This is a genomic window from Vibrio sp. QJM3NY_39, from assembly GCF_057785895.1.
In genome coordinates, this window is the sequence record NZ_CM173505.1 from 774,840 (window position 1) to 796,514 (window position 21,675).

Here is a 21,675-nt window from a genome sequence, read left to right on the forward strand (position 1 = left end):
AATTAAGACGCGTAGTTGACCGAATAACGAGTAGGCTTGTGGTTCATTGCCAATACGATGTTCAATACTGCGGTGCCCAATACCGAAACGGCAATTACCCAAGGCGATACGAAGAAGCAAGAAGCGAACAGAATACAGGCATCAATGCCCATCTGAGTTTTACCTACAGAGATGCCGTAGCGGTCTTGGATGAACAAACATAATACGTTGAAGCCACCCAAGCTGGAGCGATGACGGAATAGGATTAACATACCTAAGCCCATTAATAAGCCACCGGCAACAGCACAGTAGATCTCGTTATGAACTTCTAGTGAGATAACTAGGTATAAATGATCGGCAAACACAGAAACTAACGCACCAGCAATTGCACTGCTAATGGCAAAGCTACGGCCAAATCGTTTCCACGCTAATAAATAGAATGGACAGTTGGCCACAAAGTACAAAATACCGAAGGTTACAGGTAAGAATTGACTCAAAAGCAGAGCCAAGCCAGTAGTACCACCGGTAAGCAGGTTCGCTGACTGTAAAAAGAAGACGCCTAACGCCACTAAAAACGTGCCAGTGAGAATAGCTACCCAATCTTCTTTACGTGAGTGTTTTTCCATCGTTTTAATAATTACCTAACCAATAAAGGCGTGCATAGTAGAGAAAAACCTTAGCTTTCGGTAGCTTGAGGGGTAAAATTAAGGTAAACCTATGTAATCTGCGTTTTACAGGGTGTAAAGCGTAAAATTGACAGTAAGCGTCATCTTTGGTTGGATAAGCTTAATAACCATGATGAATCTTATATGTGATTATGAAAAAACTACATGATAAAATTGCAATTAGCTCTTTATGACCTAGATCAAATTATGTAGAATGCGTCACATCAAAACGGTGACGGAAACGTTTGCTTTCGGTCGTTGTGTGGTTTTTTTGAAACTTTCAGTACAATCTGAGTCAGGAGATACAGATGCTTAAGCGTGACATGAACATTGCTGATTACGATGCGGACCTATTCGCAGCTATCCAAGAAGAAACTCTTCGTCAGGAAGAGCACATCGAACTTATCGCTTCAGAAAACTACACAAGCCCACGTGTAATGGAAGCTCAAGGTTCTCAACTTACAAACAAATACGCTGAAGGCTACCCTGGTAAGCGTTACTACGGCGGTTGTGAGTTCGTAGATAAAGTTGAAACTCTAGCAATCGAACGTGCATGTGAACTGTTTGGCGCTCAATACGCGAACGTACAACCTCACTCAGGTTCTCAAGCTAACAACGCTGTATACATGGCGCTATTGAATGCTGGCGATACCGTTCTAGGTATGAGCCTAGCGCACGGTGGTCACCTAACGCACGGTTCTCCAGTAAACTTCTCTGGTAAGCTTTACAACATCATTCCTTACGGTATCGATGAAGCTGGCCAAATCGATTACGAAGAGATGGAAGCTCTCGCAATCGAGCACAAACCTAAGATGATCATCGGTGGTTTCTCAGCTTATTCTCAAGTTTGTGATTGGGCGCGCATGCGTGAAATCGCTGACAAAGTAGGTGCTTACTTCTTCGTAGATATGGCTCACGTTGCTGGTTTAATCGCAGCGGGTGTTTACCCGAACCCAGTTCCACACGCTCACGTTGTTACAACAACAACGCACAAAACGCTTGCTGGTCCTCGTGGTGGTCTTATCCTTTCTAACGAAGGCGAAGATCTATACAAGAAGCTGAACTCAGCAGTATTCCCTGGCGGCCAAGGTGGTCCTCTAATGCACGTTATTGCTGGTAAAGCAGTAGCGTTCAAAGAAGCTCTAGAGCCAGAGTTTAAAGAATACCAAGCACGCGTAGTGGCTAACGCAAAAGCAATGGTTGCTGAATTCCTAGCTCGCGGTTACAACATCGTTTCAGGTTCTACAGAGAACCACCTGTTCCTAGTTGACCTAATCGACAAAGACATCACAGGTAAAGAAGCAGATGCAGCACTAGGTTCAGCTAACATCACAGTGAACAAGAACTCAGTACCAAACGACCCACGTAGCCCGTTCGTTACTTCAGGTATCCGTATCGGTTCTCCTTCTATTACTCGTCGTGGTTTCTCAGAAGCCGATGCGAAAGAGCTAGCAGGTTGGATGTGTGACATCCTAGATAACATGGGTGATGAGTCTGTTATCGAAGCAACTAAAGCAAAAGTACTAGAGATCTGTAAGCGTCTACCGGTTTACGCTTAATTTTTCTTCGTAGTAATTTGAACTTCGTTGTCGAGCATGCTCACTTACATCCGTAAGCTCCGCGTGCTCTCCTAAAATTTCAAACGACTACTTTGAAAAGTACTTTTAAAGGGGCTCATTGAGTCCCTTTTTGTTTTAGGGAAAGGTGCTGAAAACTCCGCGCCTTTTCCTTGAACTAAATCTATTTGATTGAAACATACGATTTGAAGGGCTCCTGTATAGGGGCCTTTTTTGTATTGGTCGGTATGAGCGTTGGGTTATCTGAGAATACAGAAAGGCAGGTACTAAAAAGGGCTGATGTTTGCACATCAACCCTTTGCTATTTGTTGGTATCGGTTTTACTTTTTGATGCTCAGTAAAGTACCTGACTTACATCTAAACGAGTAGTAGCTGCGGCTCTCGTTGAATTTGCCTAAGCCTTCGCCATCACAATAGTCGATGTTGATATCACGCATTACTTCTAGTGTATCTTCGCTGTTCAAAGCGAATTTAGAACCATCAGAACAGACGATACGAATTCGCTCATCATGGCTTACTGAGTAGATATCGACTTCGGTATTACACAGCTCAAAAGAGGCTTCACGAAAGTTGTCTTGCTGTGTATTTGAAGCGCAACCTGCAGTCAGTGTTGCAGCGAAAACTGCCAAAAGTCCGAGTCTTTTCATTGTTAATCCTTCGCTATCATCAGATTGGGTGATGAGTTTTATATGCTATTTGAGGTAGCCTATACAACAATACGCTTTGGTTCAAGGAGCGTTGGTTGACTCTAAGATATAAAAGTATAGATGCAGACAGATAATTTATAACTGGCTAACTACATGTTTATCCAATACGTATCACCAATAAAAAAGACCAACACTGAGGCTGGCCTTTCAAAATCAAGCTTGTTTTAAATGACTATCGAAACTGTTTGGCTTCTGGAAGAAACTCAAAACCAGCAGATGCAAGTTTAGCGATCAAGGCTGCTTTGTCGATTTCGTAGAAGTTGACTACTCGATCCAAATCACCGCCGAAGTCGTCACGTAGCTTCATGTTGACGATGCTCATCAACATCACAGAGTCCATCTTTTCAAAGTTAGCGAGGTTCATATTAGTCCTCGAAATCTGAGATCAGCAGATTGGCTGCGGCAAATGCAGCGCGATCACGTGCTTCTTTAGGAAGAGATTCATCTGCAGCAAGGTCATTCAATGTTTTTACCGCGCAGGTGATCGCTTTAGGGATATAGCCTTGGTCGCCACTGCCAATTTGAGAATACAGTGCACGCACCAAATCACAACAATCGTATACTTTCATTTTTATACCTAACCAAATGATAACTGATCTCAATATACACATAGAGATAAGCAAAAACAAAGTGGATCTGATTAAGTTCAGAGTTAGTTTGTTCTTGCTCAATATCTCATTCTGTTAATGCTCAATGTATTACTTTGCTAGCTTGCCATTTGAGTCGTTCTTTACGAGTCGCTTAGTATCTAATGATTAACCAGATATCTGCTGTTCAAGTTGATAAGTAACTTCATCTGCAAGGTTGAGTTGCTTAGCTAACTCTCTGAGGTAGGCCTTCTCCATAAAATTCTGCTCGTCAGCCACAATCAAAGAGGCTAAGTAGATCTCACTCGCTTGTTGAGGTGAAGTTGCGAGCTGAGCAATCTCACTTGGGTCGAGTGGCTTGTGCAGTTCTTCAGAGACCAGTTTAGTCAGTTGATAGTCCGCGCCCATATTTTCGACCGCTTGCTCGATCTTTGCCATCTCCTCCTCATCGACATGACCATCGGCTTTGGACGCAGCAATCATAGATCTTAGAATCAGCACACTATGGTTTGAGTCGTTCTCATCAAATTGAGCTTGTTCGGCATTCGGTGTTTGGCCTTGTTTAGACTGATAGTCGTTGTAGACTTTGTAAGCGAGAGCGCCAAGTGCTGCTGCGCCACCAATACCAGCGGCTTTCTTACCCATTTTCTTGGTTTTCTTCGAGCCCATTAACGCACCTAAGAGTCCTCCGCCAACTGCGCCTGCACCGAAGGCTCCGAGCGTGCTTTTGTTGATACTCTTGCCATTGCTGCCTTGAGTTAGGCCACTTAAACTTGAAGACCCTTGTGAAAGTTTCTGAGTGCCTTGTTTAACGAGATCTGATTTAAGTGCTTGGTTCAGTAAGCTTTTGATATCCATCGATACCTCCAATGGTGAGCATGTCCAAAAAGTTGATGACACCAATATACGGATTTAAAGATGAACAGGGGATTAACTTACGTTATTTACTCTACTGATAAATAGAAGGGAGTTTGAAGCGAAATGACAGGCACAAAAAAGGCCACCTAATGGCAGCCTTTCAATGTTTATCTAGCGAGTAACCAATTATTTAGTCAATACAGACTTATTCAGTTACTTAATTACTAAGCTAGTTGAGCTTTAAGGTGCTCGATAACCGTGTCCATTGCGATAACTTCTTTATCACCAGTACGACGGTTTTTGTATTCGAAGTTACCTTCGTCCATGCTGCGATCACCGATAACGATAGTGTGAGGGATACCCACAAGCTCGATATCTTTAAACATAACACCAGGGCGCTCTTTACGGTCATCGAATAAAACTTCGATACCCATAGCCGTTAATTCAGCGTATAGCTTCTCAGCGGCTTCTTTAACGCGCTCAGATTTGTGCATGTTCATTGGTACGATAGCAACTTGGAACGGTGCTAGTGCATCTGGCCAAGTGATACCGAATTTATCGTGGTTTTGCTCGATAGCCGATGCAACAACACGTGAAACACCGATACCGTAACAACCCATTTCTAGGATTACGCTCTTACCATCAGGACCAAGCACGTTACAGTTCATTGCTTTAGAGTAAGTATTACCTAGTTGGAAGATGTGACCAACTTCGATACCGCGCTTAAGCTGGATAGTACCTTGACCACATGGGCTAAGGTCGCCTTCAACAACGTTACGTAGATCTTCAACTTGAGCAAGCTCAACGTCACGACCCCAGTTGATGCCGAAGTAGTGCTTACCGTCTACGTTTGCGCCAGCGCCGAAGTCACTCATTACTGCTACAGAGCGGTCAACGATGAATGGTAGCTCTAGACCAACAGGGCCAAGTGAACCAGGACCTGCACCAACAAGTGCGCGGATTTCTTCTTCAGAAGCCATCTCTAGCGGAGAAGCAACTTGTGGAAGGTTCTCTGCTTTCACTTCGTTCAGTTCGTGATCACCACGGATGATCAGTGCAATGATATTTGCTTCTACTTCATCAGATGCTTTAACGAATAGAGTCTTAACTGTCTTCTCGATTGCTAGACCGTGTTGTTCTACAAGCTCTGCGATTGTTTTTGCGTTTGGCGTATCAACAAGTTCCATCTCTTGAGTTGGCGCTGCCGCTTCAGTCGTTGGAGCTAGTGCTTCTGCTTTCTCGATGTTCGCTGCGTAATCAGACTCAGAAGAGAAAGCGATTAGGTCTTCGCCGCTTTCAGCAAGAACGTGGAACTCTTGAGAGCCGCTGCCGCCGATTGCGCCAGAGTCTGCCAATACTGGACGGTACTCAAGGCCCATGCGGTCGAATGCTTTACAGTAAGCATCGTGCATCGCTTGGTAAGACTTTTCTAAGCCTTCTTTGTCGATATCAAAGCTGTACGCATCCATCATAGAGAATTCACGTGCACGCATTACGCCAAAACGAGGGCGGCGTTCATCGCGGAATTTAGTCTGGATTTGGTACAGATTTAGAGGAAGCTGTTTATAAGAGCTGATCTCGTTACGTACTAGGCTCGTTACCACTTCTTCTGCTGTTGGGCTAAGAACAAACGGACGAGAATGACGGTCTGTGAAACGAAGTAGCTCAGGACCCATCTTTTCAGAACGGCCTGTCTCTTCCCAAAGCTCAAACGGTTGAACTACGGGCATCAAGATTTCAACGGCACCTGCATTATCGATCTCTTGGCGAACGATATTTTCGACTTTACGCAGTACACGTAGACCAGTAGGTAGCCAAGTATATAAACCTGAAGCTAGCTTACGGATCATACCTGCACGTAGCATCAGCTGGTGGCTGATAACTTCTGCGTCGTTTGGAGTCTCTTTCAGAGTAGAAAGAAGGTAGTTACTGGTACGCATTCTATGGTATCCGTTTCATCATTGATAAAAGAAAACTTGCTGCAGTTAGTGACGACAGCAAATCTGATATAGCCGTATATAATATCAGCCTATTTGGGATCTCAAAAGCGTTCAATGTCGGTAACATTGATGAAAAGCGTTTCAACAACGAATTTCACGTTAAGATCGAACAAATTTACCGCATATTCTTTACTGTCTGGCTTGCCTTTCTTATAGGCGGGTCGTGGATCTTGGCCTAACACTTCTTTGATCACCTGAATGATATGGCGCGCCTGTGGGTGACCAGACAGCTTACTTTGGGCTTGCTGCGAGAAGCTCACATCTAACACTTCAGGTTCATCGGCGGCAAACCCTCCTAGTGCATCGGGAATCGAATCCGAGTAGGGGATATAAGGCTTGATGTCTATGATAGGTGTGCCGTCAACGAGATCAACACTGCCTAAGTCCAACCAAGTTTGTCCCTTTTCTTGAGATACCCCTTTGAGTTCAACTGCAGACATGCCTATTCCATTCGGTCTGAATGTGGCACGAGACGCGAAGACACCAATACGTTCATTCCCGCCAAGGCGAGGTGGTCTCACTGTTGGTTTCCAGCCTGCTTCAAGGTTCTTATCGAACAAAAACAACAACCACACATGGCTAAATTGCTCAATATCTCGCACAGACTCAAGGCAGTTTGCTGCGTCAACCAACTTGACTCTTGAGGTGGATGTTGGCACCAATCTAGGCTGCCTGGGTACCGCGAACTTCTCTTTATAGGGAGACTCTATAAAGCCAATAGGTTCAATGGAGTACATGAGTGGACGTTCTCTAATTACGATCTATGGCGGAAAAATATCATAAAATCGCTTGTTTTTCTTTTGATAATAATTATCATTTGATATGTTATAACGTATCAATTTAATATTTAGGGAAATACAATGAAACCGAATATCCACCCTGACTACCGCACAGTGGTGTTCCACGACACCAGTGTTGATGAGTACTTCTTGATTGGCTCAACGTTGAAAACAGAACGTACTATCGAATGGGAAGATGGCAATACTTACCCTTATTTCACGATTGAAGTGTCTGCAAAATCGCATCCTTTCTATACGGGTAAACAGAGAGTGCTACATAAAGAGGGACGTGTTGCTAACTTTACTCGTCGCTTTGGTCAATTAGGTAAGGGATCTAAATAATGAAAGTTGTTAAATCACTTAAAAGTGCGAAAAGCCGTCACCCTGATTGCCAGATAGTTAAGCGTAGAGGGCGTCACTATGTGATCTGTAAATCCAATCCAAGATTTAAAGCGGTTCAAAAATAACCGTCAATATGATGTGACACGTGTGTAAAAACGAGGGGAAAGTCAAACTTCATTCATTTGTCTGTTTTTCTTTTCCTTCGAGAGGAACCTTGCTGAATATTGAGTGCTTATTTAAAGTACGCTGTGCTTTGTTTTTAAATGAATCAATGAGTTATATCATCAGTTATATCTGTAGTGAATGTGTAGTTGTGAATTATAAATCTAGTTTTTGTATTTAATGTAGATTTATTTGCTAATTAATTGTTCAAATGGAGTTAAAAGTAGTCGTTTGTTACACATTTTGTAACATTTTGAATTTCTAATTGATAATTTTGTCGCGTACCCTTCGCTGGCAATTTGAACATCTTTGTCACAATTGCACAGGAATCACTACACAAGGAGGGAACAGATGAGTTCATCTGCTTCAATAAAAAACAACGCACCAAAGAAACCTATTTTCACTCGCTTTTTAGACAGCGTTGAATATTTGGGGAACCTTTTACCCCACCCAATCACTCTTTTTGCAATCTTCTGTGTCGCAATCCTAGTTTCTTCAGGTATTGCTGGTTACTTTGAAGTATCTGTAATGGACCCTCGTCCCGAAGGTGCTAGTGGTCGTGCTGCTGATGGTATGATCCACGTTGTAAGCCTGCTTAATGCAGAAGGCCTACAACTTATCGTTACAAATCTCGTTACAAATTTTGTTGGCTTTGCTCCTTTAGGCACCGTGCTTGTTGCCATGTTAGGTGTAGCCATTGCTGAACATTCTGGTCTTTTATCTGCTGCAATGCGCGGCATGGTAATGGGTGCCTCTCAGCGCATGGTGACAGTAACTGTCGTCTTTGCAGGTATTATTTCGAATACTGCATCTGAGCTTGGTTATGTAGTTCTTATCCCACTTGCAGCGATGCTTTTCCACTCTTTAGGTCGTCACCCTCTTGCAGGTTTAGCGGCTGCATTTGCTGGTGTCTCTGGTGGTTATTCTGCCAACCTACTTATCGGTACGGTTGATCCACTGCTTTCTGGTATCACAGAAACAGCGGCACAAATGCTTGATCCTTCTTACTCTGTTGGCCCTGAATCAAACTGGTACTTCATGTTTGTTTCGACCTTCTTTATCTCGATTGCCGGTGCATTTGTAACAGAGAAGATTGTTGAACCTAAGCTGGGTAAATACAACGACGAAGACGCGTCTGAAGACCTTTCAAATGACTCAATGGGTAAGCTCAATGATACTGAGAAGAAAGGCCTTAAGTTTGCGGGTGTTGCAGTATTAATCGTCAGTGCGCTTTTAGCTTGGACTGTTGTTCCTGCTGATGGTGTTCTACGTTCAGAGGCGGGCACGATTTCAGGCTCTCCATTCCTGAAAAGTATCGTCGCGTTTATCTTTGTATTCTTTGCTATTCCTGGTTTTGTTTACGGTAAAGTTACCGGTTCAATGAAGAATGACCGTGATGTGATTAATGCAATGGCGACGTCTATGTCTTCAATGGGCATGTACATTGTTCTTGTCTTCTTTGCTGCACAGTTTGTTGCTTTCTTTAAGTGGACGAACTTTGGTCAAGTCGTTGCTGTAGGTGGCGCTAGCTTCTTACAAGATATTGGCTTAACGGGTCCAATGTTGTTCTTCGCGTTTATCTTAATGTGTGGCTTCATTAACCTGATGATCGGTTCAGCGTCTGCACAGTGGGCAGTAACAGCACCAATCTTCGTTCCAATGTTGATGCTAGTAGGCTATGCACCAGAAACGATTCAAGCGGCTTACCGTATCGGTGATTCAACAACCAACATCATTACACCAATGATGAGCTATTTCGGTCTTATCCTTGCCGTAGCGACTCGCTACATGAAGAACCTTGGTATCGGTACACTGATCGCGACAATGTTGCCTTACTCAATGGTATTCATGTTCGGTTGGAGCATCTTGTTCTACCTATGGGTATTCGTATTCGGTCTACCAGTAGGTCCAGGCGCTGCAACGTACTACACGCCTTAGAGAACTGTGATAGGCGAACATTTCGATTCGTTTATTAACTGAATATAAGACGATATACCCAAGAGCCTGCATTGATGCAGGCTCTTTTTGTTTGAGTCAGTAAACTTACAATCCCGCAAACCGATAGGTAACGCCTAGTTCGAATGACCAGCCCAAGTCTCGTTGTATCAACGCGCTGTCGCTGTCGTGATGAATCAAGTCTGCTCGAGCGATACCAATCCAAGTTGGCGTGAACTCATAGAGCCCGATTAACCCCGCTTGATAAACAAACGTCGAACCCGCATCAAACTGATTTAACCCTGAGGCAGAAGATTCGGTGTTAGAAATACCATACAGATGATTGGACAGTTTCTTGTCTCGATAATCGACTTCTAAGTAGGGAGTAATAGTGAATGGCTGCGTCCAGGTTTCTAATGTTCTGCCTAAGTGAAGCTGAACTTCGTAGCCGCTATGTTCTGAAGTCACATCGTGTAAGTAGGTGAGGCGTACGCCTACTGTTCCTAAGGTTATCCCCAGCTCTCCATTACCATCTCTGTCTTGAATGCCATTAGGTAGGTCCACAAAAGTGTCTGACACTTCAGCAAAGCGCCAATTTCCAGATAGCCCCACGTAAGGCAGCAGTTGCCAATTGGCTAAGCTACCATCGATAAAACCTTTCGGACCTGAATAGAATAGGTTGGGTGTCGCGCCAAATTGAGGGGCACTTTTAGTGGAGAAAACACTTTCACCATAGGTGATGCTGCCTCCGATGATTCCGTACTCTTGATCAGCAAAGTGTTTATCGGCAAAAGAAAGTTGGGTGCTGCCAAGAAGAATGGATAGCGAGAGGGCGATTCGACGAATCATAAGCAATACTCCGTTATTGTAATAAATATCAAGAACGGAGTATGTCGATTAAAATTTCATCGGGGCTACAGCGATTAAGAGGTGACTTCTAAAGTTGTCGTCATTCAAATACTGCTGTTAACGTTTAGCTAGCAAGCGATCGAGGTGGTTTGCGAACTCACGACGGTCGGTCTGAGAAAGGGTGCTTGGTCCGCCAGTTTGAATACCACTTGAACGCATAGTATCCATAAAGTCACGAATGTTGAGACGCGCTTTAATGGTCTCTTTGGTGTAAAGCTCGCCGCGAGAGCTTAAAGCAAGCGCACCTTTGGTGATCACTTCATCAGCCAGAGGAATGTCAGAGGTAATCACCAGATCGCCGGGTTCAGTGCGTTTTACGATTTCATCATCTGCAATATCAAATCCGCTTGGGACTTGAATTGAGTGAATGTTGTTACGCTTGGGAACTGGAACCAAATGGTTCGCGACAAAGGTACATTCGACCCCTGTGCGTTCAGCTGCGCGTACGATTGTTTCTCGGATAACCTTGGGACAAGCGTCCGCATCAACCCATATCTTCATAGTGTTCTATTTCTCTGTTAGCTTATTTATCGGTTAACTTATTACTCAGTTAACTTGGCTTCAAGCGTGGCAACGCGAGCGGTAAGTTCAAGGATTTGCTTTTCCAGTTGGCTAACACGATCAAGTGCCGGCTCTTCTTGTGTCGCGACTTCTACTTTAGGTACACGATTCGCACTTTTCCAGCTCTTGATGGTTGTGATCAAAGCAGGCATCGGCACCGATGTGCTCATACGAGCTTTAACTAAAGCAACAGTCGGCTCTTTCCCTTGTGCTTGCAGTCCTTCAAGCACTGATTTCAACTCTTCAGACACATCTTTTGTTAGCATGTAGACCTCCATTTTTAGTATTTTGTCATTTTACTCGCTCCAGTGAATGATAGCGAATCATAAAACCGCCCATCGCGTGTGAGAGATCTCTTACAAAGGCTGTGAGATAACACAAATAGTTCTCTAGAGAGATTGATATGCATATAACCAAGTGTTTGAATTTTAATTGTTTTATATAATTAACAACTTTCTTGAATTCAAAATGTGATGCAAATCTATTGTCCGAAATCCTAAATCGCGTAAATTAAACCTTGTCGGAAGGATTCTGACACGGAACAGGAAAGCACCAAGGATTTGGTTATCTTCAGGATGAAGATTTGGTTACTTAGGATTGAGTAGTCAAGCATGGAGCGTAAGGACATTGTAGGGATACAGTCAGTTAACAGGAAGTTAGCTGCAACGGAATGACAATGGACACCTTTAGGATTTAAAGGGTTGGATTAGCATCAGGACGATGTAAAGGACACCGCTCACGGAACAAGTGATGTGCGCTAACTAGGATTGTTAGCTTTCAGGATGATTGGACACCGCTAGGACGGCGAAGTAAAGGAAAGAGCTGAAGGATTACAGCCACTATTATGGATGATGCATGGAGCATTTATTAGTAGCCGGACTGCTGCGAGTAAGACCCTAGCCCTGACACTTCGGTGTCGGGGCTTTTCTTTATCTGAGGCTTTTCTCTATCTAGGGGCTCTTTTTAATTCAGGAGCTTTTATCTAAGAGCGCGACATCTGCTTTTCTGCTAATGGTCAACACAAGGAGTGTTTTATGACGATAGCAACCTCAAGAACGCTGTTAGTACCTTATACTGAACAGCTACAACACGACTTTATCAAGTTGAATTGCTGCCCCATTAATCGTGCTGAAATGAACGGGCCGCACTCTATTGCCTCTGCAAAACACCTATTTCAAGAAATATTGAACGACAACGTCGGTTTTTGTCGTGCCATTATCCATAACCAGACCCGCGAATATCTTGGACATTTGTTTGTTTCGTCTGAGGAAGGGAAGCATGAACTGGGATTTATTCTAGACAAGGAGTTTTGGAATCAAGGCCTTGCTAGCGAAGTGCTAAAACCTTTCTTTAGTTTGGTGTGTTTTGAAGAGCACTTAACGAATGTGGTCGCGACTGTTAATGTCGGTCATAACCCATCGATTAAGTTACTCGAAAAGTTAGGCTTTGCATTTAAAGAGACCAAACAAGATCAGTTTGGCCCTTTTCATGAATATAGTTATACCGCGTATTGCGACGTTACATTCTATGAGGCTGTAGCTCAAACCGCATAGAGCGGAAGCCTACCATCGTCAGTTTTCCTTGGTACAGGTCATCACCTAATGCCGAAAACTCAAACTGGTACACAGTATGCCAGCGCCAAATGGTCGTTAGCTCATGGCGCATCTTAAGTTTATGACCACTGAAAGCGACGCTTAATAATTGTAGGTCTAGCTCTTTACACTTTCTCGCAATGGCAGCTTTCGCAAGCTCGGATTGCCTGCGCTGCTGCCAAAATAAAAAGCAAAAGAAGCACAGAAACAAAATAGCCAATAAGTTATCTATCATTTAATCCATACTTCCTTTTTATCTCTATTCCAATTGTCATTACAGCGTATTTCAACGAGCTATAGAGCAAACCCGCTCTTGAATTAGTCGTCAATCCGTTATTGCGACTTAGCCGCTTGTTGTAACTCAATTAATGCGTTTGAGAGCTCAGGTGATGGGTTCGAATTCAACAAGGGTAAAAATACCATTCTTAGTGTCGGAATCATCACTAAATCTGCAAATAACTGATTGAACAGGTTTTGATTACCTGTTTGTGCGAGACGTAGCAAGAATTGCTCAGCAATCGCAGGGTCTTGTAGCGCATGCCAGCTGCGACCCGCTAAACCAATCAACACTTCTTGGTGACTTAGACGCGGGCTAGCCAGAACTTGGTTAATGATGTTATTCGCAATCCCTTGTTCTGCACCTGAAAGGGCACGAACCAAGGCTGAAAGTAAGAACAAATCAGGCTCTTTGCTTGCGATCTCATTCTCTGCAAGCTCTTGTAAACGTTGCGCGAGTTTGTCATTGATTTGTGTATGCTCAAGCGCACCTAACGTCGCGTATAGCGGTTCTGATGGCAGTTTATTGATGGCTTTGCGAATCGAGACACCGTTTTGTTGGCTGCCTAAACGTGCGCACATATCTGTGATGCCTTGTAGACCAACAGTCTTCCAGTTATCCCAACCAAGCTCACCAGTGAAGTAATGTTGAGCGTGCTCGTAATATTGGCTCGTCGCGAGGTCTAAACCTGCTCTTACTTGGCTATGGAATACGGCCATTTTGTCTTCAGAAGGCTTGAAGGTATAAGGGTTGTTTGACAGCTTTTGTTGTTGCTCTTCGCTGATATCGCCGTTCAAACGCGTGCCCATTGCTTCGATAACAAACTTAAGGAAATTACCCACATCGCCTTGATGTAATAGGCCTCTCTCGTCCAGTTTGAATTTTAGAAACCAGATCCAAGGTTGCTTGTGTTCGTTCCAGTAGCTAATCGCTAAGTGAGCTTGTTTCTGAAGTGGAAACGGGTATGGCTGTTTGCCCTGCTCAACATCAGAGAATAGGGTGTTGTCGATTTTCTGGATACGACGACCTAGGTCGTAGATGTCGTATTGGCAACCGCTATTCTTTAGCAACTGAGTGAGCGTGTGAATGGTTTCCATAGTAATAAAGCTCCTAACTTTCTTTCCTAAATAGATGGTACTCTATGCCCCAATTTCAAGGTCACTAGATAAATAACTTGGTGAAAAATGACAGCTGCCACAAAGTTACCTCTTTTACTTCAACAATTAGAACAACAAATGCGCCAATGTTCTCTATGGAGTACGCTTCCACCCTCGGATGAGGCGCTTGCAAGTGTTGAACCTTTCGCGATTGATTCGCTACAACCGGAAGAGTGGTTGCAGTGGATCTTTATCGTAAAGATCAACGCAATGATGGATGCCCAAATGAGCCTACCGAAAGGCTTTGCGATTCATCCTTATTTTGGTGAAGTGTGGAAAAGTGAGGCAGACAAAGCTGAACTGCTAGTGACGATTCTGAGCATTGATGAGGTATGCGCGTAATGTTAGAGATCATTTATCAAGATGAGTATTTTGTCGCGGTGAATAAGCCTGCGGGTATGCTAGTGCATCGCTCATGGTTGGATAAACACGAGACTCAATTTGTTATGCAGACTTTGCGCGATCAAATTGGTCAGCACGTATTTCCTCTGCATCGTTTAGACCGACCTACATCGGGTGTGTTGGTGTTTGCATTGTCGAGTGAGGTTGCTTCACAGGTGATGCCGATGTTCGCCAACCATGAGATGCAAAAGACTTATCATGCGATTGTTCGTGGTTGGATAGAAGAGGGCGATACGCTCGATTACGCACTCAAGGTCGAGTTGGATAAGATCGCAGACAAGTTCGCGAAAGAAGATAAAGAACCACAAGAAGCCGTCACCGTTTACGAACCGTTAGCGAAAGTCGAAGTGCCGTATTCAACAGGCCGTTTTCCTACCAGTCGTTATTGCTTAGTTGAGATGATGCCAAAGACAGGACGTAAACATCAGCTGCGTCGTCATATGGCTCACCTAAGACACCCGATTGTAGGCGATACTTCACATGGTGATGGTAAGCATAACCGACTGTTTCGTGATGATTTAGATTCGCACCGTCTGTTGCTGCATGCTTCTGAGTTGCGTTTCATCCACCCTTTTACTAAAGAAGAGTTGGTGATGAAGGCCAATCTAGATGAAACGTGGTTAAGGTTGTTTGAAACCTTTGAGTGGGATACCCACTTAGTGAATACGGAAGCGCGTTTGTCTAAGTAAACACACACGTGTCTAGTCAACGTAGGCAGTAGAAAAACAAAGGGCTGATAGTGATATCAGCCCTTTTTAATGTCTGTGTGACCTGAGTGGAACAACTAATGTGGTTGTTAGTTGTCTATTCTCGGGATCATTTTAGCTTTTCTAGATCCGCTTCGATCTCTGCGATCTTACTCGATACCACTTTTTCTAGGTGGCGTAAGTCAGCAAGAATTTTCTGTTTCACATCGACTTCTGCGGTTGGAATCGGCTTGGTGATCTTATTGAGCTCATCAATTACAAGTGTGAGATTACGGTTTATCTCGGTCACTTCTTTGTATTGATTGTTGCCACCGCTAACAAGCACACTTTTCACTTGTCGTGGATATTTAAACTTGACGCTTTTCGCGAACAGTTCGCCTTTCTGTTTACGGAAGTAAATCTTAAGAATATCTTTGTGAGCTTCTTGGCGAAGGGAGTAACGTTCAATCTGTTTAGGTTCGTGGATACCTAAGCCAGTGAGGTTTGGATACATAAGCGACCTCTAGTTTATGAATGTAATACTTTTATGTAATTGACTTGATCAATGTAGCAGCCTAACGACGAGCTAGATAGTTGATATATGGGAATTGATTGTAAGTTGTGGGCAAGATCGCTCTCTATCTTTACCCACACTTATTTGATGATTAGATTCTGTTTTTAGGGTGCGAGTTCCGAAACATGTTCAGTTAATCTTTCTCTCAACGCTTGTTCCTGCTCTTCAGACAGCCTTCCTCCCGCTTCACTGGTCAGAATAAACAAATCTTCTGCACGTTCGCCAATGGTGGTAATTTTAGCGCCGTGCAAATTGATGTCTAATTCAGCAAAGGTTGCACCAACTTGAGCCAGTAATCCCGGCGTGTCCAGGGCTCTGAGTTCCATCAAGGTGCGTTTCTTACTCTTGGTCGGTAGGAACTCAACTAAGGTTTTCACCTTGAAATGCTGCAAGTTACGTGGCGTACGACGAGTCTTAATCTTAGTTGGGCGGCCATCAGCCAGAACATGAGTTAGATGCTTAGCGACGGCTTTGTGTCTTGCTTCATCAATCGCTTCACCGTGCTGATCCAGTACGATAAAGGTATCCAAAACGTGGCCATCTTTACTGACCATGACTTGTGCGTCGTGAACGTTAAAGTTGCGTCTGTCGAGCTCGGCAACCACGGTCGCAAAAAGTGCCGCTTGGTCTTTACAGTAAACGAATACCTCTGTGCCGCCACGTGTCGCTTTTTGGCTGATAAGCACTAAAGGTTGGCTCGGATCTTCTAAGCGAAGTAAGTGTTCACAGTGCCATGCGATTTGAGTGTGTGTATGACGTAAGAAATAGTCAGCTTTGAAACGCTGCCACAACACCTCAATCTCACGAGCCGTGAAGCCTTCTTTACGCAGCAGTGCAGATGCCATTTGCTGGTTATGACGAATACGGTCTCTGACATCGACTGGGTTTTCTAAGCCACGACGTAGTGCGCGCTGCGTAGAGTGGAATAGCTCGGCTAACAGGGTGCGTTTCCAGCTGTTCCACAACTCAGGGTTAGTCGCGCAGATATCAGCGACGGTTAAGCACACCAGTAGCTCTAATGATTCTTCGTCGCGGACTTTTTTAGCAAACTCTGTGATGACATCAGGGTCGTAGATATCACGGCGTTGAGCGGTCACTGACATTAACAGGTGGTTTTGTACTAACCACGCGACTTGTTTGGCTTCTGGTTTTGATAGCCCGTGCTCAATACAGAAAGAGTAAGCTTCAACAGCGCCAATTTCTGAGTGGTCTCCGCCGCGGCCTTTACCTATGTCGTGGAAGATAGCCGCCAGAATCAACAGCTCTTTCTTTTGAACTCGTGGATACACTTCACAACAGATAGGGTGCTTATCGTGGTTCTCTATTTGGCCAAAGCGGTTGATGTGTTTGAGTAGGCGAATACTGTGTTCATCCACGGTGTAAACGTGAAACAGATCAAACTGCATTTGACCAACAATTTGGCTCCACTGTGGCAAATAGGCCGATAGCACGCCCAATTTGTGCATCAAACTAAAGGCTTTGTGCAGTGCATTTGGGTGGCGAACCAAATCCATGAACTTGTCACGAGCTTCAGGAATGGTATGCAAGAAGCGATTCAATCGGCGACGTGCGGTTCGCAGTTGGCGCAATGTTGGTGGGCTTACCCCTTCGATAGAAGAGTCATTCGCGATATGGATAAACATATCGAGAATCGTTTCTGGTCTTGCTTGGAATAGAGCCGGCTTACGCGCTTCGATTAATGAACCTCGACGTTGGAAGTCGTTGTCGAGAATCTCGGCTTCCTGTGTTTGACCGCCATTGATGATCGCTTGATCGAACAGCTTAAGCAGCATCTTATTGAGTTCGGCTACGCGACGAAGTGTTCGATAGAACTCTTTCATCATCATCTCGACGCCACGGTTGCCTTCACCACTGTAACCCAGATGTTCCGCTACCTGAGCTTGATGGGCAAACGTGAGACGGTTGTCGTAACGGCGCAGTTCAATGTGCAGTGCAAAGCGAACACGCCATAAGAAATCTTGGCACTCGACCAACTCACGATATTCAGCATCGGTTAGAAAGCCGTATTTGCTCATCTCCAATAAAGACGTTGCACCAAAATGTCGACGCGCAACCCAGCTCAGGGTGTGGATGTCTCTGAGCCCTCCCGGAGTCGATTTGATGTCCGGTTCTAGATTATAGGTGGTGTCGTGGTAGCGAGCATGACGCTCTCTCTGTTCTTGAATCTTAGCCTTGTAGAAGGTCTCACTTGGCCAAAATGAATCAGAATGAATCTTTAGCTTAAGTTCTTGAAAGGTGTCTTCGCTGCCACACAGTAAGCGTGACTCTTGCAGGTTAGTGGCAACGGTTAAATCATCGGTGCCGATATCAAGACACTCTGCAATGGTACGCACCGCGTGGCCGACTTCGAGTTTCAAGTCCCAGAGTAGGGTAATGAATTGACTGACTTTTTCACCCAGTGCGGGTGGCAGTGTTTTTTGCGAGACGATGAGGATATCAATATCAGACAAAGGGTGTAGTTCACCACGGCCATAGCCTCCCACCGCAACAAGTGAAATATGAGGCAGTTTGTTGAATCCAAAATGCTCCCATAAACGATTGAGAAGCAAATCCATGTATTCGGAACGAAGCAGCACCAAATCGGTGACTGGATGATGATTGAGAAATTCATTTTTTTGATACTGCGTGAAGATTTCGAGCTGATTTTTTATTTCGCAGATTTCAATTTGTTCGTCATTGAACGTAAGGGGACATTGATAAGGCATAGTCTGCTATCCGTGCAAGCAAATGAGAATAGTAAACAATTTAACAGAAGCTGATGGAAAATCGAAATTGAGGGGATAAAAAAATATCCTCGACAGGCGAGGATATTTTTAAAAGTCTGAGGTATTCAGCTTGTTGAACTAAGCGTTCTTCATGATACGTGGGATCGTATCGTCGCTGCGTAGTGTTAGTACCTCACAACCAGTATCGGTCACAACTAGAGTGTGTTCCCACTGAGCGGAGTTCTTGCTGTCTGCTGTGTACACTGTCCAGCTATCTTCGTCATCTAGACGACAGCCAAACTTACCCGCATTGATCATTGGCTCGATTGTGAAACACATGCCTGCTTTCAGTACGGTACGGTCACTGTTTTTGTAGTGAACGACTTGTGGATCTTCGTGGAACTCAGAACCAATACCGTGGCCACAGTAATCTTTTACAATAGAGAATTTAGCGCGTGGGTTGTTCTTGTTGTTTGTTTTGATGTACTTCTCAATAGCAGTACCGATTTGGCCAAGTTGAACACCTGGTTTAACCTGACGCATGCCTTCGTAAAGTGCTTCTTGAGCAACCATACACAGACGTTTGTTTGCTGGAGAAACTTCACCCACAAGGAACATCTTAGATGTGTCACCGTGATAGCCTTGTGGACGAACACTTAGATCAGCATTTTCGTCATCAGGAACAATCACAGTGATATCAACGTTGAGAATGTCGCCATCTTTTAATACTGCAGGTTTGAATTGACCTGTGCTACCCGTCTCATCTTGTGATGCTGGAATACCGTGACACACGATGTGGTTGATAGACGTACAGATTGACTTAGGGAAACCGTGGTAATCAAGTGGTGCTGAGTATGCGCCTCTTTCTAGAGCGTACTCATGACAGATTTGGTTTAGCTCTTCTGTCGTTGTACCCACTTGGATGTGAGGTTCAATCATCTCTAGAATTTCTGAAGCCAGCTTGCCGGCAACGCGCATTTTTTCAATTTCTTCAGCAGTTTTAATTTTTACAGCCATTGCATATCTCTTAATTTGGTAGCACCTAAGTGTGCATATTGGGGCTATTCTATCAGTGCAGCATTTTAGCGCAACATTCCCATGTCCGCACAATGTTGGTGGATACTGCTCAGTCTGAGTAGATAATGTTCGGTTTAATGACGCAGACGCGATTTGAATAGGACACTATTTTATAGAGAAAATTCACCGCTAGGGTTCAGTATAGCAGTCGCCATTTTTAGATTTTTTTCTAGCCATAGATAGACAAAATATGGTATAAAGCGCGCCGGACATCAGGACTGTTTTCTCCATTTGGCGAAACAAGCTTTGTGTCTACTAACTTATTTCTTTAAATCACACACATTCCGACACATGTTCCGGGGTGCCTCAACAACACAGATAACGGCTGAAAAGTGGTTAGTTGTTAGGGGTCGGATTCATGGGGAGTGTGGAGGCCTAACCCCATAGAGGATTTTAAAATGGCAACTGTATCAATGCGCGATATGCTTAAAGCTGGTGTTCACTTCGGTCACCAAACTCGTTACTGGAACCCAAAAATGAAGCCATTCATCTTTGGTGCTCGTAGCAAAGTTCATATCATCAACTTAGAAAAAACTGTACCGATGTTCAACGAAGCTCTAGCTGAAATTGCTAAAGTTGGCGAGAAGAAAGGTAAAGTTCTTTTTGTTGGTACTAAGCGTGCTGCATCTGAAGCTGTTAAAGAAGCTGCTATCAACAGCAACCAGTTCTACGTTAACAACCGCTGGTTAGGCGGTATGCTAACGAACTACAAAACTGTTCGTCAGTCTATCAAGCGTCTGAAAGAACTTGAAGCGCAAGCTCAAGACGGTACTTTCGACAAGCTTACTAAGAAAGAAGCTCTAATGCGTACTCGTGAAATGGAGAAGCTAGAGAAATCTCTTGGTGGTATCAAGAACATGGGCGGCCTTCCAGACGCTCTATTCGTTATCGATGCTGATCACGAACACATCGCAGTTAAAGAAGCAAACAACCTAGGTATCCCAGTTTACGCTGTAGTTGATACTAACTCTAACCCAGACGGTGTTGACTTCGTTATCCCTGGTAACGATGATGCAATCCGTGCAGTACAGCTTTACCTAAACGCTGCTGCAGACGCGGTTAAAGAAGGTCGTAACAAAGATGTTGCTGCTGTAGCTGCTGAAAAAGACGGTTTTGTAGAAGCTGAATAATAGCGGCTCTGAGCCATATTTAGTTCACATTAAGCGGTCATAATCGATGGCTTAAGAACTGAATACAGTCAATATCAGGGGCCAATTAATTAGGCCCCTGTTTTTTATCTTTTTTAGAATTTACTGAGGAATAGAGAATGGCAACTGTAACTGCAGCTCTAGTTAAAGAACTTCGTGAACGCACAGCTGCGGGCATGATGGAATGTAAAAAAGCGCTTGTTGCTGCTGAAGGCGACATCGAGCTAGCAATTGAAAACATGCGTAAGTCTGGCGCAGCGAAAGCAGCTAAAAAAGCTGGTAACGTTGCTGCTGAAGGCACAATCATCATTAAAGAAGACGCTGGCGTTGCTGCTCTTCTTGAAGTGAACTGCCAAACTGATTTCGTAGCTAAGGATGCAGGTTTCCTTGCATTCGCTAACGAAGTTGCTGAAGCTGCTCTAGCTGAACGTCTAGACATCGTTGCACTTCAAGCTAAATTTGAAGACGCACGTATCGCTCTAGTAACTAAGATCGGTGAGAACATCAGCATCCGTCGCGTTGAGCTTGTTGAAGGTGTTGCACTAGCTTCTTACCGTCACGGCGAGAAAATCGGTGTTGTTGTTGCTGGTGAAGGCGAAGCTGAAACGCTTAAGCACATCGCTATGCACGTTGCTGCTTCTAAGCCTGAGTACGTTAACCCATCTGACGTACCTGCAGACGTAGTAGAAAAAGAAAAAGCTGTTCAAGTTGAAATCGCTATGAACGAAGGCAAACCACAAGAGATCGCTGAGAAAATGGTTATCGGCCGTATGAAGAAATTCACGGGCGAAGTATCTCTTACTGGTCAAGCTTTCATCATGGAACCTAAGAAAACTGTTGCTGACATTCTTAAAGAGAAAGGCGCATCAGTTACTACCTTCGTTCGTTTAGAAGTTGGTGAAGGTATCGAGAAAGCGGCTGAAATGAGCTTCGCAGACGAAGTTGCAGCGGTACAACAAGGTTAATCCTTAGTGT

At 44.2% G+C, this 21,675-nt stretch carries 24 protein-coding genes; 9 read left to right on the plus strand and 15 right to left on the minus strand.

The window, feature by feature from the left end; all coding sequences use genetic code 11:
* Positions 1 to 2: 2 nt before the first annotated feature.
* On the minus strand, positions 3 to 605 hold the full coding sequence (locus AC3CHU_RS03590) for a YitT family protein (protein ID WP_016784986.1): 603 nt from the start codon (positions 603 to 605) through the stop codon (positions 3 to 5).
* Positions 606 to 952: 347 nt separating this feature from the next.
* On the opposite strand from AC3CHU_RS03590, the gene glyA reads away from it, so the two are divergent.
* A complete protein-coding gene (gene glyA / locus AC3CHU_RS03595; RefSeq protein ID WP_017084166.1) occupies positions 953 to 2,203 on the plus strand; it encodes a serine hydroxymethyltransferase in 1,251 nt (416 codons plus the stop codon).
* Between the two features lie 338 nt (positions 2,204 to 2,541).
* On the opposite strand, the gene AC3CHU_RS03600 is transcribed toward glyA, so the two are convergent.
* The 6 genes from AC3CHU_RS03600 to tsaA all read right to left on the minus strand — a co-directional run bounded on the left by AC3CHU_RS03600 (position 2,542) and on the right by tsaA (position 7,110).
* The gene (locus tag AC3CHU_RS03600) at positions 2,542 to 2,868 is read right to left on the minus strand and encodes a hypothetical protein (RefSeq protein WP_004736794.1); all 327 of its coding nucleotides are present in this window, start codon (positions 2,866 to 2,868) and stop codon (positions 2,542 to 2,544) included.
* Between the two features lie 232 nt (positions 2,869 to 3,100).
* Positions 3,101 to 3,292 (minus strand): DUF4250 domain-containing protein, encoded by a 192-nt coding sequence (locus tag AC3CHU_RS03605; RefSeq protein ID WP_004736793.1) that lies wholly within the window; start codon positions 3,290 to 3,292, stop codon positions 3,101 to 3,103.
* Position 3,293: 1 nt separating this feature from the next.
* Positions 3,294 to 3,497, minus strand: coding sequence for a YaeP family protein (locus tag AC3CHU_RS03610; RefSeq protein WP_065205042.1), 204 nt, complete (start codon positions 3,495 to 3,497; stop codon positions 3,294 to 3,296).
* Between the two features lie 186 nt (positions 3,498 to 3,683).
* Positions 3,684 to 4,373: a tellurite resistance TerB family protein gene (locus tag AC3CHU_RS03615; RefSeq protein WP_428786355.1), complete on the minus strand. Its 690-nt coding sequence runs from the start codon at positions 4,371 to 4,373 to the stop codon at positions 3,684 to 3,686.
* Between the two features lie 224 nt (positions 4,374 to 4,597).
* The gene (locus AC3CHU_RS03620) at positions 4,598 to 6,313 is read right to left on the minus strand and encodes a proline--tRNA ligase (protein ID WP_065205040.1); all 1,716 of its coding nucleotides are present in this window, start codon (positions 6,311 to 6,313) and stop codon (positions 4,598 to 4,600) included.
* 101 nt (positions 6,314 to 6,414) lie between these two features.
* Entirely contained in the window at positions 6,415 to 7,110 is a 696-nt protein-coding gene (gene tsaA, locus AC3CHU_RS03625) for a tRNA (N6-threonylcarbamoyladenosine(37)-N6)-methyltransferase TrmO (protein ID WP_171308078.1), read from the minus strand.
* Between the two features lie 123 nt (positions 7,111 to 7,233).
* On the opposite strand from tsaA, the gene AC3CHU_RS03630 reads away from it, so the two are divergent.
* The 3 genes from AC3CHU_RS03630 (at position 7,234) to AC3CHU_RS03640 (ending at position 9,594) form a co-directional block, all read left to right on the plus strand.
* Entirely contained in the window at positions 7,234 to 7,494 is a 261-nt protein-coding gene (locus AC3CHU_RS03630; protein WP_016800686.1) for a type B 50S ribosomal protein L31, read from the plus strand.
* Positions 7,494 to 7,619, plus strand: coding sequence for a type B 50S ribosomal protein L36 (gene ykgO / locus AC3CHU_RS03635; protein ID WP_010436457.1), 126 nt, complete (start codon positions 7,494 to 7,496; stop codon positions 7,617 to 7,619). The genes AC3CHU_RS03630 and ykgO overlap by 1 nt, the downstream gene beginning before the upstream one ends.
* 388 nt (positions 7,620 to 8,007) lie before the next feature.
* The gene (locus tag AC3CHU_RS03640; RefSeq protein WP_488525083.1) at positions 8,008 to 9,594 is read left to right on the plus strand and encodes an AbgT family transporter; all 1,587 of its coding nucleotides are present in this window, start codon (positions 8,008 to 8,010) and stop codon (positions 9,592 to 9,594) included.
* 105 nt (positions 9,595 to 9,699) lie between these two features.
* Here AC3CHU_RS03640 and AC3CHU_RS03645 read toward each other — a convergent pair whose 3' ends face one another.
* The 3 genes from AC3CHU_RS03645 to AC3CHU_RS03655 form a co-directional block, all read right to left on the minus strand.
* Positions 9,700 to 10,440 (minus strand): MipA/OmpV family protein, encoded by a 741-nt coding sequence (locus AC3CHU_RS03645; protein ID WP_488525084.1) that lies wholly within the window; start codon positions 10,438 to 10,440, stop codon positions 9,700 to 9,702.
* A gap of 117 nt (positions 10,441 to 10,557) precedes the next feature.
* Positions 10,558 to 11,001 carry a YaiI/YqxD family protein gene (locus AC3CHU_RS03650; protein ID WP_004734361.1) on the minus strand — a complete coding sequence of 148 codons (444 nt, stop codon included), beginning with the start codon at positions 10,999 to 11,001 and terminating at the stop codon, positions 10,558 to 10,560.
* Positions 11,002 to 11,042: 41 nt separating this feature from the next.
* Positions 11,043 to 11,327, minus strand: a complete 285-nt coding sequence (locus AC3CHU_RS03655; RefSeq protein WP_017093239.1) for a hypothetical protein — start codon at positions 11,325 to 11,327, stop codon at positions 11,043 to 11,045.
* Between the two features lie 768 nt (positions 11,328 to 12,095).
* Here AC3CHU_RS03655 and AC3CHU_RS03660 point away from each other — a divergent pair.
* On the plus strand, positions 12,096 to 12,614 hold the full coding sequence (locus tag AC3CHU_RS03660; protein ID WP_192889235.1) for a GNAT family N-acetyltransferase: 519 nt from the start codon (positions 12,096 to 12,098) through the stop codon (positions 12,612 to 12,614).
* Here AC3CHU_RS03660 and AC3CHU_RS03665 read toward each other — a convergent pair.
* Entirely contained in the window at positions 12,580 to 12,888 is a 309-nt protein-coding gene (locus tag AC3CHU_RS03665) for a DUF3301 domain-containing protein (protein ID WP_019821602.1), read from the minus strand. The genes AC3CHU_RS03660 and AC3CHU_RS03665 overlap by 35 nt on opposite strands.
* A gap of 98 nt (positions 12,889 to 12,986) precedes the next feature.
* On the minus strand, positions 12,987 to 14,027 hold the full coding sequence (locus tag AC3CHU_RS03670; protein WP_488525085.1) for a DUF3549 family protein: 1,041 nt from the start codon (positions 14,025 to 14,027) through the stop codon (positions 12,987 to 12,989).
* 87 nt (positions 14,028 to 14,114) lie between these two features.
* Here AC3CHU_RS03670 and AC3CHU_RS03675 point away from each other — a divergent pair, with 87 nt between their 5' ends.
* Together AC3CHU_RS03675 and truC are read left to right on the plus strand one after the other, a co-directional pair.
* Positions 14,115 to 14,429 carry a YqcC family protein gene (locus AC3CHU_RS03675; RefSeq protein WP_488525086.1) on the plus strand — a complete coding sequence of 105 codons (315 nt, stop codon included), beginning with the start codon at positions 14,115 to 14,117 and terminating at the stop codon, positions 14,427 to 14,429.
* Positions 14,420 to 15,178 (plus strand): tRNA pseudouridine(65) synthase TruC, encoded by a 759-nt coding sequence (gene truC, locus AC3CHU_RS03680; protein WP_286294532.1) that lies wholly within the window; start codon positions 14,420 to 14,422, stop codon positions 15,176 to 15,178. Before AC3CHU_RS03675 ends, truC begins: the two co-directional genes overlap by 10 nt.
* A 127-nt stretch (positions 15,179 to 15,305) precedes the next feature.
* Here truC and AC3CHU_RS03685 read toward each other — a convergent pair whose 3' ends face one another.
* From AC3CHU_RS03685 to map, 3 genes are all read right to left on the minus strand, one after another.
* Positions 15,306 to 15,689, minus strand: coding sequence for a DUF3461 family protein (locus AC3CHU_RS03685; protein WP_488525087.1), 384 nt, complete (start codon positions 15,687 to 15,689; stop codon positions 15,306 to 15,308).
* A 164-nt stretch (positions 15,690 to 15,853) separates the two neighbouring features.
* Complete coding sequence (gene glnD / locus AC3CHU_RS03690; RefSeq protein ID WP_488525088.1) at positions 15,854 to 18,475, minus strand: bifunctional uridylyltransferase/uridylyl-removing protein GlnD; 2,622 nt, start codon at positions 18,473 to 18,475, stop codon at positions 15,854 to 15,856.
* 138 nt (positions 18,476 to 18,613) lie between these two features.
* Entirely contained in the window at positions 18,614 to 19,492 is an 879-nt protein-coding gene (gene map, locus AC3CHU_RS03695) for a type I methionyl aminopeptidase (protein ID WP_004734352.1), read from the minus strand.
* A 458-nt stretch (positions 19,493 to 19,950) separates the two neighbouring features.
* Between map and rpsB the strand changes: the two genes are divergently transcribed.
* Together rpsB and tsf are read left to right on the plus strand one after the other, a co-directional pair.
* Positions 19,951 to 20,682 carry a 30S ribosomal protein S2 gene (rpsB, locus tag AC3CHU_RS03700; RefSeq protein WP_032500394.1) on the plus strand — a complete coding sequence of 244 codons (732 nt, stop codon included), beginning with the start codon at positions 19,951 to 19,953 and terminating at the stop codon, positions 20,680 to 20,682.
* Positions 20,683 to 20,819: 137 nt separating this feature from the next.
* On the plus strand, positions 20,820 to 21,665 hold the full coding sequence (tsf, locus tag AC3CHU_RS03705; protein WP_017084154.1) for a translation elongation factor Ts: 846 nt from the start codon (positions 20,820 to 20,822) through the stop codon (positions 21,663 to 21,665).
* Positions 21,666 to 21,675: the final 10 nt, after the last annotated feature.

Bases quoted from the DNA above. Each gene is read 5' to 3' on its own strand.
- AC3CHU_RS03590 (WP_016784986.1), bottom strand. From the start codon at position 605: ATGGAAAAACACTCACGTAAAGAAGATTGGGTAGCTATTCTCACTGGC.
- glyA (WP_017084166.1), top strand. From the start codon at position 953: ATGCTTAAGCGTGACATGAACATTGCTGATTACGATGCGGACCTATTC.
- AC3CHU_RS03600 (WP_004736794.1), bottom strand. From the start codon at position 2,868: ATGAAAAGACTCGGACTTTTGGCAGTTTTCGCTGCAACACTGACTGCA.
- AC3CHU_RS03605 (WP_004736793.1), bottom strand. From the start codon at position 3,292: ATGAACCTCGCTAACTTTGAAAAGATGGACTCTGTGATGTTGATGAGC.
- AC3CHU_RS03610 (WP_065205042.1), bottom strand. From the start codon at position 3,497: ATGAAAGTATACGATTGTTGTGATTTGGTGCGTGCACTGTATTCTCAA.
- AC3CHU_RS03615 (WP_428786355.1), bottom strand. From the start codon at position 4,373: ATGGATATCAAAAGCTTACTGAACCAAGCACTTAAATCAGATCTCGTT.
- AC3CHU_RS03620 (WP_065205040.1), bottom strand. From the start codon at position 6,313: ATGCGTACCAGTAACTACCTTCTTTCTACTCTGAAAGAGACTCCAAAC.
- tsaA (WP_171308078.1), bottom strand. From the start codon at position 7,110: ATGTACTCCATTGAACCTATTGGCTTTATAGAGTCTCCCTATAAAGAG.
- AC3CHU_RS03630 (WP_016800686.1), top strand. From the start codon at position 7,234: ATGAAACCGAATATCCACCCTGACTACCGCACAGTGGTGTTCCACGAC.
- ykgO (WP_010436457.1), top strand. From the start codon at position 7,494: ATGAAAGTTGTTAAATCACTTAAAAGTGCGAAAAGCCGTCACCCTGAT.
- AC3CHU_RS03640 (WP_488525083.1), top strand. From the start codon at position 8,008: ATGAGTTCATCTGCTTCAATAAAAAACAACGCACCAAAGAAACCTATT.
- AC3CHU_RS03645 (WP_488525084.1), bottom strand. From the start codon at position 10,440: ATGATTCGTCGAATCGCCCTCTCGCTATCCATTCTTCTTGGCAGCACC.
- AC3CHU_RS03650 (WP_004734361.1), bottom strand. From the start codon at position 11,001: ATGAAGATATGGGTTGATGCGGACGCTTGTCCCAAGGTTATCCGAGAA.
- AC3CHU_RS03655 (WP_017093239.1), bottom strand. From the start codon at position 11,327: ATGCTAACAAAAGATGTGTCTGAAGAGTTGAAATCAGTGCTTGAAGGA.
- AC3CHU_RS03660 (WP_192889235.1), top strand. From the start codon at position 12,096: ATGACGATAGCAACCTCAAGAACGCTGTTAGTACCTTATACTGAACAG.
- AC3CHU_RS03665 (WP_019821602.1), bottom strand. From the start codon at position 12,888: ATGATAGATAACTTATTGGCTATTTTGTTTCTGTGCTTCTTTTGCTTT.
- AC3CHU_RS03670 (WP_488525085.1), bottom strand. From the start codon at position 14,027: ATGGAAACCATTCACACGCTCACTCAGTTGCTAAAGAATAGCGGTTGC.
- AC3CHU_RS03675 (WP_488525086.1), top strand. From the start codon at position 14,115: ATGACAGCTGCCACAAAGTTACCTCTTTTACTTCAACAATTAGAACAA.
- truC (WP_286294532.1), top strand. From the start codon at position 14,420: ATGCGCGTAATGTTAGAGATCATTTATCAAGATGAGTATTTTGTCGCG.
- AC3CHU_RS03685 (WP_488525087.1), bottom strand. From the start codon at position 15,689: ATGTATCCAAACCTCACTGGCTTAGGTATCCACGAACCTAAACAGATT.
- glnD (WP_488525088.1), bottom strand. From the start codon at position 18,475: ATGCCTTATCAATGTCCCCTTACGTTCAATGACGAACAAATTGAAATC.
- map (WP_004734352.1), bottom strand. From the start codon at position 19,492: ATGGCTGTAAAAATTAAAACTGCTGAAGAAATTGAAAAAATGCGCGTT.
- rpsB (WP_032500394.1), top strand. From the start codon at position 19,951: ATGGCAACTGTATCAATGCGCGATATGCTTAAAGCTGGTGTTCACTTC.
- tsf (WP_017084154.1), top strand. From the start codon at position 20,820: ATGGCAACTGTAACTGCAGCTCTAGTTAAAGAACTTCGTGAACGCACA.